Origin of the sequence: Pseudoalteromonas sp. APAL1, assembly GCF_021532475.1 — a bacterium.
GTDB classification, from domain to species: domain Bacteria; phylum Pseudomonadota; class Gammaproteobacteria; order Enterobacterales; family Alteromonadaceae; genus Pseudoalteromonas; species Pseudoalteromonas lipolytica_C.
The window spans coordinates 1-11,563 of sequence record NZ_JAKGAW010000078.1 but is presented as its reverse complement, the minus strand read 5'-3'; the positions used below and the strand labels follow the sequence as shown (position 1 = coordinate 11,563).

Sequence of the window (11,563 nt, the reverse complement as noted above, 5' to 3'; positions counted from 1 at the left end):
CTCCGGATCACTTAGGTAATCCGTCATATCGATCTCGATGTCAGCTTTAGGCTTTTTGTCTGCGTCCGTGAGCGTGTCGAATACCTTATCCATAAAGGTTTTATTCTTCTCCGGATCTTCATCTTTGCCAACGCTGGAAACGTGCGACCTACGGCGTTCAGAGGCCGTTTCACCTGTAAATCGGCTTGGTTCTTCGTCTACTTCTGGCGCTTTTTCAGCTTTAACTGGAACGCCCCACTCGTCTGTGGCCACTCCCTCTTTTTTCCCTGAGAAAAGCTTTCCTAAGTTGAACTTTTGGAACCAATAATAGTAAGAAGCGACCCCAAACGACCATAACCAGTAAATTTGTTCACCCTTGCGGGTAGATGCTTCAAGCTTGCCAGTTACCAATGTAGCCAACCCCAACAAGCCAAGTAATGCGCCCAGTCCTGCAATTAAAATAATGGCCTTACCTTTTTCACCTTCTTGGCTCACCATGACATGGCCAGCGAACAATGACAGCCCCAAGAACGCAACAATCGAGAAAAACCCATTATCTGACCACGGGCCAGAAAGCATCATTACGCCCCCGCCAATCCCCGCAAATATCATTAAAAAGTTCAAATTTTAGCCCTCCCGTTTGCTGCGCAGTGCCTCTAGCTGCTTATCCTTGCGCTCGATGATTTGAGACAGCTTTTTAAGCTTGTACTTCTGTTCACCCCGAGCTTTTTCTACCTCCAGCTCCAACGCTTCGTTTCTCTCGTTTAGGGCTTCAATTTCTTTCCAATCCGATTCCGGAATGAACCTGCCTGATTCCCCATCATGCTTAACTTTTAAAGGATCATTATTAAATTTTACAGCCAAGTTAACCTCCTAACGGCCAATGTATTGAACGGTGATTTGCTCTCGGCTATGGCCAAGTTCTTCGGTGATTATATTGCGTACATCACGATCAATCGCTTTTTCTTCCGGAGACAGTTCTTTGCTTGTTGGGCCTCCTGCTAACGGGCATTTCCACCCCGCTAACTCGTGATAGCGTTCTTGTGCGTACATGTGACGTAAACCATGCATTTTGCAGAGTCCAACATCGCTGGTTTGTCTCCCATAGACATTGAGCTGCTGAATATACGTTTTATTGTGGGGGATTAAGCTGCCATTTCCTACCGCTTGTTGAACTTCACGTAACACTTCGCGCTGTGATTCTGTTCTTATGGGGAGTTCTCTAGCTCGGCCACCCTTACACCAAGATGCCTTTAGCACCAGTTTGTCACCACGAATGGCGTAAGACGGTTTGAATTTAATGGCTTCCTCTCGGCGCAAACCAAATTCCTTTTGAAGCTTGAGAGATAGCTTGACATTGGAGTCACTAACTTTGGCTAATTTCTCTAGGTCTAAATCTTTAGCTTTGCTCTCAGTGGGAACATAGCTCCGCTTTTCTATATCGAGTTTTATCGCGTGATTTGAGCCAGAGTTAGACTTGGGGATCATAGATGATTTGCCGACTTTCTCAGCCCACCATCGAATATGTGCCATACGATTTTTAATCGTACCTGTAGAGAGCTTTTCAGATTTCCATCGTTCAACAAGATATTGAACATGCTTTGGTTTTAAAGCGTATGGGTTAGGCAATTTGTAGCCGCGCTCACGCAACTGTTCAGCAGCTTGTACCAATATTTTTTGGCGTTCTGCTCTTGTGCCATAGCTTCCATCTTTGTTACGTAACATCAGCCCATTTAGCTGATAAGTCAACTTACTCATAAATGCCCCAACTAACTATTTGAGTCTGCATAATAGGTGAGTGTTGGAAATCACGTATAAGTTGGAGTTACTTATACATAGACCGAAGTCTTTATGATTTTAACGATCTCAATAAGGCCAAATAAGCCTCAACTTGTGTACTTCCCGTAGGGGCCTGTAAGACAAGTTGTCTTTAAGTTTTTGTGCGTAGCACGGGGTTAGTTAGGTCATTACATTTCTCCTTTTTTGGTGTGTTAGGGATCACTTAAATCTCCTGAATAATGGTGTTGTTTAGGGTTCACTTAAATCTCGGTATTTGGGCAAGTTCCGGTTCTCGTACGTCTGCTTTTTTGTGAGTATCGAACTCTCAAATCTCTAGTGGAAACCGTAGTTAAGTTCCCGTTTTCACGATAGCAAATGCTTCGTTTTTACAACGTACTAGGATTACGTATGTTGTTCATAAAAAGTACCATCACGCGGTTGAAATGTCAATTTTTATCATCCCCCCTCTAATTTCATTTTTTAAAACACATAAATTTCGAGTTTTAGAGGGATAGAGCTTCGCTCTATTCGAGAAACTTCGTTCCTCGTCACTCTGCGAGTGACGAGGAACACAATCGAGCTGTTATCATCATTGCAATACATTTGATCATCGAGCCAGGGGAAGTTCACTTCCCCTTCGACCAGAAGTGAAATTCGCTTAGGCGAATTTCCTTAGCTGGCCGAATAAAAGAGAATAAAGAGGGGTAGATTATCTACTACAACGTGGGCGATCTGTCGTAGTTAAGACGCAAATAAAAAGGGCGCTTTTGGTAAGCGCCCTTTTTATTTGCCCTGTAAATTTTGGCAGCTAGTGAGCGTGCCGTTCGTCAGGTTCAAGGCCAACATCAGCGGCCAAAATAAAATTGAGTTGATAGTCCTGGAATGCTTCATCTTGATCATCGGACACCCCTTTTGTAATCCGTGGTTCTGAAAAGCATTTGTCCCCATGTTTTTCATAATCTGTTTTGCTGACACAGCAAAACAGGGTTTCCCCTCCGGCAACATATTCAAAAATGTGTAGCCCTACACCTAACTCCATGTAACCTCCATTATCTGACAAGACAACTCAGTAGAATTAATTCTCCAGCTTTACCTCTAGTAAATTCTAAATCATAAAGCATCAAATCATTTTCCTTATGGCCAGAAGCGGCATTTTCCTTGTTAATCAGAAATTCGACTTCGCCATGAAAATCATCAAACTGTAATTGCAGATTATCCCAATCAAAGGATAACTTTCCATTCTGATTTGTTGCATACAATTCGGCTTTAAGCATTATTCAATCCTCTAAAAAATGGTCGTTCAACTACAGGGACTTTCCCCTTCGGGAAATCGGGGGATAACTGGTGCATAGCCTGATGGACAATCCTTCGGAGTTGACCACAGGCTACACACGCAGTTAACTCCCCTAGCCCACAGTAGTCACTCCCCAAAGAACAATAAGATTTTTTTTTATTTTTGTTAAAAACCCTATGCTCGCTATCTTTCCGCTGCGCTCCAAGATAGGCTCGCCCTCCTGCCACCGTATAACGGTTTTGGGATGGTCCGCCTTGCTCTCCGCTAAAATTAGTAAGCTGACTTTGCAAGCCAACTCCCCCCTCACGCGCCGGAGAGACACACCGATGACATACTGCATTTGCTTTAGTCCCCATCTATGGACTGGACTGCCTCGCCGTTTTTAATGTGGTGGCCGTGGTTGGTTCCCCGTTACCCACAAGTGCAAACGCCTCTGTGTTGCGAGCACAGAGCGCCGTGGTGCGCGTCGTACGCTGGATAGTATGTGAGGTATCCCCGTTCTATCCAACACCAGGAGAAGCTCACCAACAGTCTCGTGCGTCCAATGTGAGCAGCTACGCGAAAGCCTACGCCATGCCTGGTGCATTTGGGGAAGTGGCAGAAAAAAAGACGGGCGATTGACAAGTGTGGGCGATTTGTAGCATTTAGCCGTTGACGGCTCGCTTACTAACGCCCATAATTAAGACCTACATTTCGGTGTCAGAACTTGGTTTTTCGTCTTTTTCTGATACTTCCAAAGAACCGCTGCTACCAACAGCGGTTTTTTACTTTCTATTCTTCTTCGTTTTGCTCAACCCACTCGCGAATAAGCGCCTCAACCACATCAATCTTGGTCAAACCCTCACCTTTGGCTTTTTTAGCCTTTAAGATGCTATTCATTCGCTCGTAAAGTTCAGCGGGGATCTTTGCGTGTAGATGTTTGAAGGGAACTCCCTCAGCACTCATTTTACGGCCAAGAGACGGCTGTCTAAGCCCAAGGCTTCTCTGTAAAACTGGTTGCGCCATAACTATTTACACGTGATCACTTTAAACATGATCACTTTATACGCCCTTTTTTCAAATAACGCAAACTCTACTATTTACATACTTTATAAATACTTCTAAAGTTACTTATAAGTACTTATTAAATGCTTTAAAAGCATTTTTTACGTTTAAATAAATCAAGAATCAGGGGTAAAAAAAATGAAAATAATTTCAGTCTGGTCTCCAAAAGGGGGGGTAGGCAAAACAACTTTAACCGCACACCTTGCTGATTGCCTGACAGTGAAGCATGGAAAGAGAGTCCTAGCCTACGATGCAGATCCGCAGCTTGCACTTTATAACACCTATAAAAGGGGCGGTTTCGCATTCGATGTTACAGACCAATATCCGAATAGCCGTCCTGATTGTGACTTTTTCATTGTTGATTTCAGACCTACGGCCAACCTGAATAATCAAGAAAAAACTATTATCCAAAATAGCTCTGTCGTTGTGGCTCCAGTTAGAGCTTCACGCCTTGACTTGGATAGCGCTAAGGCAATCAACAGCCTTGTAGAACCTGAGAACCTTATCAACGTACTAAGCTGTTTCGATAAACGGGTAAGCGATCAGAAAGAAGTTCGAACTCATTTAGCTCCCAACCATGAACTCATTAGTTACCTGGCTATCTACGCCAGAACAATGAATGACTACAAAACCATTTTCACCCGCGAAACAGATTCCCTAAACGGAACCAAAAGAGCACGCACAGAAGTGCAAGCTTTGGTAAATAATATTCTGGAGAAAACCCATGACTAAAAATTGGATTGAAGAAACAAAGCAAGACCCTAATAGCAGTTGGGAGTCAGGAACGGAAAGCAAAGACACCAAACTTGGCAGACCAGAGATGCCAGCGAACCAAAAACGGAAAGGGCGCTTTACTATGAATATGAATGATGCTGAATTTGAACTAATTGAAGGTGTCGCAAAGCGACTAGGAATGCCTGTAGCAGTCTACATTCGACAACAAGCCTTACTTGCTGCTGAAAACTTTATGAAAGGACAACAAAGACTTTTTTAATACTTTATAAATACTTCTAAAATACTTATAATGTATTTATTGACCAATTTACATACAAGTTATAGGCTTAAACTTGAAACAAGAGAAAAGTAGTAAAAACTACAAAAATAGAGCTTACAAGCATAATTCGGGGGATAACACAAAAACCCCCGAAAAGCGCCGACAACGGGCATTATGTTAAAAACATCTTCTCTTGATATTTATTACTATAACTAGGGGGGAAACTGTTAAAAACAGCCCTCTAATTAGGATTAAGATATGAACCCACTAAAATCATTCGGCAAGATACTCCTTGAGTCAATTTTAGAAACAATGGAAGAAGGCGTTGGAACAACTGACAGGCCAGAAAATGATTATGACAGTGAGAATAGCTTTTCTAACTCTTACCGCCTCAACGGTGATAATGATATTGCTACTAACTTTGAAGGTGAAAACTCAGCCGACAACGGTGGCCAATGGGTTCGTAAAGAATAAATATAAACACACTTAACTTCTCTACAGGATTGCAAACTTGACGAAAAATAACAATTTCGATCCAATTAAAGTTGATGATAACGAATACAAGATTGACCACTTAAAAGATCTATCATTGATTATCGATATGGACTGCCAAAATGGAGATACTCGGCCTATCACTGTGCATATGAGACCAACGAACCACCTATTTAGCAGAGAAGTTACAGACGATGATAAAGCTAATAGGGCAAAATTAGAGGGAAGCGGTCATTGGCTGAATAGCTATATACATCACGAAGGCAATTACCAACAAGTAAAGACCCCTCCAAAAATAAAAGAGTCTCGTATATTTTGCAAAGAGAAATGGGAATATTCATTTCTTTTTCCAAAGTTCGTAGCGCTAATAGAAGAAACCCCTTCTCACGTAACTGTATTAGCTAATGCAGGTGATGACAAAACATGCCTCAGTGGGATTTTAGAAATAGAAGATCGACCTGAAGAGGTCTATCTCGTCTTTTTCGTACTCACAAAAATTAACAGCAAAGAAGCCAACATGCTCATAGAAAGCGCATATTGTGTAGATCCAAATGTAAACCCAAAGGCCAAAAAACTAATAAAACCAGCAAGAGACGATTCTAAGCCTTTTGTTATTGCCTTAAGAAACGTAATGGAAGGGCGCAAACCTTTAGAGAATAAAAAGCAAAATTCTCGCGCACATAAAAGAAGAAAGAAAAATAGGCATAAATAAAAAGCAAAAAGCTCTGTTGATACAGAGCTCTTACCTTACAAATATACTTCCGAATTACCTAGTTACGATGCGTCTTGCGCAAACACCTGCGTATGTTTTAATCCGACATTACTCGTTCAAAACACCGTCTAGCAAGCGGGCGGGGAGGATTTTTCAATCCGACTGTTTCTCCCTCTTAACTCACCAATAATAATACTGGTAATTGACGGTACTGTCAATAAAGCTAATTACTTGCTCATTCCTTTTGTGGCCACCTTCTTACCAACCTTACCTCCAGCTTTATTTGCAGCCTCACCACCTTTTCGACCAGCACTGCCAGCACCTTTACTCATACCCTGAAAACTACCTATAGCTCCGCCTAAGCCCAAACCAGCATAGGTTAATAACGAGGTAAGGATGAAAGGGAACGCAATAAACATCATATCTGTTATACGCTGGCTGTTCATCATAACGTTAGGCTGCGTTAACACATCAACGACAGGAACGCTTGAGCTATTAGCAACCGTCTGAATAAATGATTTTTGAAAAACAATTGTCAGCTCCCAGAAGAACGGCCAGAGCTGTATAGAAACAAATAGCGCCCCAACGGTAGTAGCTATTTTGATACTGTACTGGCTTACCATGAGAACCAAAGGAAAGGCCGCCAATAGAATCAGTATCGCTGCACCTTTAATCATAGGCGCGGCTGATTGAACTAAACTGGCTTCGGCATAATCAGGAACAGTGGACATTAAATTACCGACAGTACCCACTAGTCGGTTAAACCAACTACCAATTTTACCCATAACTCCTTCACCTTGAAGGCCATAATCCCTTGTTTCTGCGCCTTGAATACGGTTCATGGCCACCTTGCTGAAATAGGCCTTTTCCATTAGTTTATCTTCATACCAGGTATCAGAAACATCATGGTAAGATGCCTGTAAAAGCACCCATATACTGCTCTTATCATCTTCCGGCATACTATCCCATAGACGCTTACGGAGGCTCATATCGTTACTGCTAACGTTGATACCGCCATAACCAGCTCCGATACCTTGCCACCACTCACGACACGAAGGAAAACCGCCTACTTGGTGGATGCACTGGCCACCGCTGCAATCAATTTCCCCTCTACTTTCCGCTTGCTGGCTCTCAGACCACTTAGGGATATGCTTATTAGTTCTCGCTCCCTGCCAATCTGGTAACAAGACTTGAGAGTAGAAGCCCTTTCCTATGTTTCCGTAGTAAGCGTTATTCATAAATGAGTTATGTCCTGGCCACGGTTGAGCATCTGTACGAGGATCATCTATCCACGGCATGTTCTTATCGCCTTGGCGTAACGCTTTATTGAGTGCCGGTTGGTAACACTGTTTTATAAATTCCTTTGTCTCGATACGTAGCGCTGTATCAACAATACGACTATTCATTAAGGTATTCTTTGCTCCCTGCAAGTTAAAACCGCAAGGTAAGCGGTCAACCGACTCAATAGAAAAGCCTGTTCCAAAGGCTCTAGCCAGCGCAACGATAACCGGAACTTTTAGTTTATTGTTCGACAGCATTACCCCTAAATCTTCTGCAGGGCCGCCCTTCTTAAAAAAGCCATTATTAATCTTTGGTTGCTTGTAGCCTTCGCACTGCTTGCTGTATAGCTGAAAGCTATCCAACTTAAGCGGCACCATTGGATAAAAAGCTGTTATAAACACAAACATTTGCAGGTATATGCCAATTTCTAGCTTGCCAACCATGCCTACCTTAGCTTCTTCATCCCCTTCAAACGCCTTTATTAATTGGGTTACAACAAACACAATCACAGGCGCAATTATCAGTTTAGTGCTGATAGCAATGTCAGTTATGGTGTTGAGGGCATATACTCCTGTAGCAAAAAAATACAGGTCACTTAGGCTCGTAAATGTCATGCGATCACCGTCAACATTGGAACGGCTAACAATGCAACCAGAACGCGCACCTTCTTAGTTTGTAGATAGTCTGCTTGTGCTTGTGATAAGCGCTTGGACTTTACTAACCAGGCTAAGCCTTTTTCAAAGCGAAATATCAACACCAAGGCGGCAACGATGACCAGAATATCAGTGATAAAACCAATGCTTACCGTGGATTTATTCATGGCCACTAAACCAGCAAGGAAACTATCAGCTCCGTTCACTATCGCGCTAGGATTACTGACAACAATGCCTAACAACAAGGCTTGAACCGCCAGAACTGCAACTGAAATGATAAGGGTATTTTTAAGAAATGTTTTCATACTAAGCTCCGTATTTCGTAAATCAAAAACATCGAGCCGCAGCCAATCCACGCCTCAACTAAATTATTATTTTCTGTTCTGATTCACGATGGCCGATGCCTCGTACTTACTTTATTGATGGAATTTTAACAGCTCCAACGACTGTTTTTTTTCACCGAAAAAATTTTACTGATTGATTAATCGAGCCACCTCTTTCTCTAAGTGATAGTCATCATGTGAATACCGCTGAACTAATACTTGCTGCACACATTCATGCAGAGTGTCTATCCTTACCCCTAGTTGATTATGAAGCTCCATATACACACGAACATCGTCTTTATGTTCAGCCATGAGACTTTCAAATAAACCGAATACCGCTTTTGAATCGACTTCTTTGGATGAATAAGCATCTTCACACAACCTTCTGCAGTGGTGGTAATACTTACTATCAACATACTTCTGGTTGCTGTACTTCTCTATAAACTCAATGTCTGCACCTGCTTTCACTAAGCCCCACGTTGAATGACGCACTTTTTGAGCTGGCATAAATGAAGCAACAGCAATATCCACTGCATCCTTAAATACTTTAACTTGGATAAGATTTCGTTGAATTAATAAGCGTACAAATACTGAGAACCGTAAATTGCTCATGTCTTGAAGGGCTTTAAATAACCTTGTCGGGGTGTTTATGTTTAGAGTTCTACTGGGACAATGTTCAACATCAAACATTTCCGCACTGACATTAGAGATAAATGTATCAACCAATAACTGGCGGTATGAAATAGTTTCGATAGGCATTGCTTTCAACCAATCATTACTTGAGCATTTCAACTTATCAAATTGCATCAAAGTAATATCTGTTACCAATTCCGCTAATTGGATGATCTGCAAATAGTTGATATCAAGCTCTACGGCTTGTCGTTTCTCTAGTTGACTACAAAACAGTATCGTTTCTGAGAATGGCAATTCGTTAATGTACCGCCCAGCTTGACGACTAATACCAATTGTTTGAACCGCATTATCTAAGCCCCGCTCGGCAATGAGTTCAGATAGCCCCCTGACAAATAGATAAGAGGCTTTAAATTCGCTTTCTAACATAACATTTCCTTTTTTTCTGTGTTAGGTAACACTCATTTCTCAAGCGCTATGCTTGGTTTGTTATTTAAAAATAACAGCTTTATTCTAGTCTCATTTTGAGACTATGCAAGCCTTTTTTGTATTAAATCTGTACGGATTTCAGAAGGGAGCAAATCAATCGCTTCAGCACCATAAGCAACTGATTTGCTAACTGGCCGAGTGCCATTTGCATACTTAAAACCGTTAGCTCTTGAAGTTCCAAGCACTTTTGAAGCCTTATCTACTGTAAGCCCATAGCGCTCTACCCAAGCATTAAATTCATCTTTACTCATTTTCTATTCCAATTACTTTTTAAATAGTTCATCCAAATTCACCTCTTGTACGTCATCTTCGACCGTTTCAACCGTTGGCAATTCATCCTCGACCGTTGCTACAGGCTCCGGATATTCTTCATCTAGCGTTTGCGGTCGAACTATGCCAGGTTTAACCCCGTGGTAGTCTGGCCACTCGCGATAGTAAGGCGTAGCCTCACCTTTCCATGAGTCACCGCGATACATGCAAACCATCTGACCATCGACCAGTTCTTGCAGCTCATGGGGCTTAATTACGGCTTCTTCCTGTAGCTGTTTGGTGCGCTGATGGTTCAACCCTTTGCTATGGCCATTCGACATACTAGAGCCAGGTCCAGCATTATCTTCACTGCCACCACCGCTAGACATACCCTCTGAATTACTTGTGCTACGGCTAAATCCTTCTTGGTTCTGAGTGATAACACGATGCACAGTGCCTATCTTCTCGCTGATATACTTGGCCGTGTCGTTATCATTCAACCGGAACACCCCAACGAAGTCACAGGCTCCGAATATCAAGTCTCGCCCTTCGGCTTTACCGTCACTGTAAAGGCTCATTTGGCTGGCACTCTGCCAATACATCCACGTAGGCAACTGACGGGAACGTATTGTGTTTAGCTTGCTGGTTAGGCCGCTGATACCTTTTGCGTTGCCTATTTCATCCAACATCATCAACACTGGCGGTCTATCCGTGTGATCAATCAGATAGCGCATGATGTGGCCAACTATCATAGCCGTCAGGCGTTGCAGCATTTCGGCCTTACCTTCCTCAAACTGGAGGAACAGCGCCACAGGTTGATCACCGCATAAATCATCAAGGGAAAAGTCAGACTCACCTAGGGCATTTCTGATAGACGGGTATCGCAAAAAGCGCAGGCCAGCACGAAGCGAAGCAACCACCGAAGCAAACAAGCGTTCATTCTCACCGACCATTTTCAGCTCGTTGGCCAGCTCAACCACCATTTCATCGTCAGAGCGGCGTAGCTCATCCATTAACGACTCTGAGCTGTCGAACTCACCAAGCAAAGAGCGAACTTGGGGGAGCGTAGCGCGCCCGTTCTTGCTTTGGAGATAGCCAATCATGCAATCCAGCAAGTCACGACCTGTTTCGTAGAAAACAGCGTTTTCTTCATTTGTGCCGGTGATGGTGTTGGCCACCAGTTCCCCGATAGCTTCCGGAGAGTCCAGATCATCCAATGGGTTGTAACGTAACGTACCTGGTGCGGTAGGGTTGAAAGCTAATACCTTATAGCCTTGGCGCTCTAATGCTTCGCGGGTAATACCCCAAATTTCTGGCTTAATATCGAGACACACAAACGAGCGTTTGGTTTCGGCCCAGTGTAATAACTGCGATACCAGAAACGCAGTTTTACCCGTACCAGGTGGCCCGATAATAACGGCTCTATCTTCGGTGCTGATACGTAGATTTTCATCGAGCAAGCGACCGCTGAAAACCCCGTCAGACTTGTTTAACTTCTCAGGTAAATGACCTACAGACTCCGGATCACTTAGGTAATCCGTCATATCGATCTCGATGTCAGCTTTAGGCTTTTTGTCTGCGTCCGTGAGCGTGTCGAATACCTTATCCATAAAGGTTTTATTCTTCTCCGGATCTTCATCTTTG

Annotated in this window: 15 protein-coding genes; 4 read left to right on the top strand and 11 right to left on the bottom strand. The window is 42.9% G+C overall.

Annotated features, from left to right (window positions below; all coding sequences use genetic code 11):
* The 6 genes from L1264_RS20735 to L1264_RS20710 all read right to left on the bottom strand — a co-directional run.
* The coding region (locus L1264_RS20735; RefSeq protein WP_235404567.1) for a hypothetical protein at positions 1 to 603 on the bottom strand (603 nt) is incomplete at its 3' end.
* A gap of 3 nt (positions 604 to 606) precedes the next feature.
* The gene (locus L1264_RS20730) at positions 607 to 843 is read right to left on the bottom strand and encodes a hypothetical protein (RefSeq protein WP_235404566.1); all 237 of its coding nucleotides are present in this window, start codon (positions 841 to 843) and stop codon (positions 607 to 609) included.
* A 9-nt stretch (positions 844 to 852) separates the two neighbouring features.
* Positions 853 to 1,737: a phage integrase N-terminal domain-containing protein gene (locus tag L1264_RS20725; RefSeq protein ID WP_268833886.1), complete on the bottom strand. Its 885-nt coding sequence runs from the start codon at positions 1,735 to 1,737 to the stop codon at positions 853 to 855.
* A gap of 829 nt (positions 1,738 to 2,566) precedes the next feature.
* Complete coding sequence (locus L1264_RS20720) at positions 2,567 to 2,797, bottom strand: hypothetical protein (protein ID WP_235404563.1); 231 nt, start codon at positions 2,795 to 2,797, stop codon at positions 2,567 to 2,569.
* Between the two features lie 10 nt (positions 2,798 to 2,807).
* Positions 2,808 to 3,032: a hypothetical protein gene (locus L1264_RS20715; protein WP_235404561.1), complete on the bottom strand. Its 225-nt coding sequence runs from the start codon at positions 3,030 to 3,032 to the stop codon at positions 2,808 to 2,810.
* 791 nt (positions 3,033 to 3,823) lie between these two features.
* The gene (locus tag L1264_RS20710; protein ID WP_235404559.1) at positions 3,824 to 4,057 is read right to left on the bottom strand and encodes a hypothetical protein; all 234 of its coding nucleotides are present in this window, start codon (positions 4,055 to 4,057) and stop codon (positions 3,824 to 3,826) included.
* A 177-nt stretch (positions 4,058 to 4,234) separates the two neighbouring features.
* On the opposite strand from L1264_RS20710, the gene L1264_RS20705 reads away from it, so the two are divergent.
* The 4 genes from L1264_RS20705 to L1264_RS20690 all read left to right on the top strand — a co-directional run bounded on the left by L1264_RS20705 (position 4,235) and on the right by L1264_RS20690 (position 6,294).
* Positions 4,235 to 4,828: a ParA family protein gene (locus L1264_RS20705; RefSeq protein ID WP_235404558.1), complete on the top strand. Its 594-nt coding sequence runs from the start codon at positions 4,235 to 4,237 to the stop codon at positions 4,826 to 4,828.
* A complete protein-coding gene (locus L1264_RS20700; protein WP_235404556.1) occupies positions 4,821 to 5,090 on the top strand; it encodes a hypothetical protein in 270 nt (89 codons plus the stop codon). The genes L1264_RS20705 and L1264_RS20700 overlap by 8 nt, the downstream gene beginning before the upstream one ends.
* 258 nt (positions 5,091 to 5,348) lie before the next feature.
* Positions 5,349 to 5,564 carry a hypothetical protein gene (locus L1264_RS20695; protein WP_235404542.1) on the top strand — a complete coding sequence of 72 codons (216 nt, stop codon included), beginning with the start codon at positions 5,349 to 5,351 and terminating at the stop codon, positions 5,562 to 5,564.
* A gap of 37 nt (positions 5,565 to 5,601) precedes the next feature.
* On the top strand, positions 5,602 to 6,294 hold the full coding sequence (locus tag L1264_RS20690) for a hypothetical protein (RefSeq protein ID WP_235404540.1): 693 nt from the start codon (positions 5,602 to 5,604) through the stop codon (positions 6,292 to 6,294).
* 227 nt (positions 6,295 to 6,521) lie between these two features.
* On the opposite strand, the gene L1264_RS20685 is transcribed toward L1264_RS20690, so the two are convergent.
* The 5 genes from L1264_RS20685 to L1264_RS20665 all read right to left on the bottom strand — a co-directional run.
* Positions 6,522 to 8,189 carry a conjugal transfer protein TraG N-terminal domain-containing protein gene (locus L1264_RS20685; protein WP_235404538.1) on the bottom strand — a complete coding sequence of 556 codons (1,668 nt, stop codon included), beginning with the start codon at positions 8,187 to 8,189 and terminating at the stop codon, positions 6,522 to 6,524.
* Positions 8,186 to 8,533, bottom strand: a complete 348-nt coding sequence (locus L1264_RS20680) for a hypothetical protein (RefSeq protein ID WP_235404537.1) — start codon at positions 8,531 to 8,533, stop codon at positions 8,186 to 8,188. Before L1264_RS20680 ends, L1264_RS20685 begins: the two co-directional genes overlap by 4 nt.
* A 165-nt stretch (positions 8,534 to 8,698) precedes the next feature.
* A complete protein-coding gene (locus L1264_RS20675; RefSeq protein WP_235404535.1) occupies positions 8,699 to 9,610 on the bottom strand; it encodes a hypothetical protein in 912 nt (303 codons plus the stop codon).
* Between the two features lie 101 nt (positions 9,611 to 9,711).
* The gene (locus tag L1264_RS20670) at positions 9,712 to 9,921 is read right to left on the bottom strand and encodes a hypothetical protein (protein WP_235404533.1); all 210 of its coding nucleotides are present in this window, start codon (positions 9,919 to 9,921) and stop codon (positions 9,712 to 9,714) included.
* A 12-nt stretch (positions 9,922 to 9,933) separates the two neighbouring features.
* The coding region (locus L1264_RS20665) for a type IV secretory system conjugative DNA transfer family protein (protein WP_235404531.1) at positions 9,934 to 11,563 on the bottom strand (1,630 nt) is incomplete at its 5' end.

Excerpts from the sequence above, each read along its gene's own strand:
- L1264_RS20700 (WP_235404556.1), top strand. The coding sequence starts at position 4,821 with ATGACTAAAAATTGGATTGAAGAAACAAAGCAAGACCCTAATAGCAGT.
- L1264_RS20715 (WP_235404561.1), bottom strand. The coding sequence starts at position 3,032 with ATGCTTAAAGCCGAATTGTATGCAACAAATCAGAATGGAAAGTTATCC.
- L1264_RS20675 (WP_235404535.1), bottom strand. The coding sequence starts at position 9,610 with ATGTTAGAAAGCGAATTTAAAGCCTCTTATCTATTTGTCAGGGGGCTA.
- L1264_RS20695 (WP_235404542.1), top strand. The coding sequence starts at position 5,349 with ATGAACCCACTAAAATCATTCGGCAAGATACTCCTTGAGTCAATTTTA.
- L1264_RS20720 (WP_235404563.1), bottom strand. The coding sequence starts at position 2,797 with ATGGAGTTAGGTGTAGGGCTACACATTTTTGAATATGTTGCCGGAGGG.
- L1264_RS20710 (WP_235404559.1), bottom strand. The coding sequence starts at position 4,057 with ATGGCGCAACCAGTTTTACAGAGAAGCCTTGGGCTTAGACAGCCGTCT.
- L1264_RS20685 (WP_235404538.1), bottom strand. The coding sequence starts at position 8,189 with ATGACATTTACGAGCCTAAGTGACCTGTATTTTTTTGCTACAGGAGTA.
- L1264_RS20725 (WP_268833886.1), bottom strand. The coding sequence starts at position 1,737 with ATGAGTAAGTTGACTTATCAGCTAAATGGGCTGATGTTACGTAACAAA.
- L1264_RS20705 (WP_235404558.1), top strand. The coding sequence starts at position 4,235 with ATGAAAATAATTTCAGTCTGGTCTCCAAAAGGGGGGGTAGGCAAAACA.
- L1264_RS20670 (WP_235404533.1), bottom strand. The coding sequence starts at position 9,921 with ATGAGTAAAGATGAATTTAATGCTTGGGTAGAGCGCTATGGGCTTACA.
- L1264_RS20680 (WP_235404537.1), bottom strand. The coding sequence starts at position 8,533 with ATGAAAACATTTCTTAAAAATACCCTTATCATTTCAGTTGCAGTTCTG.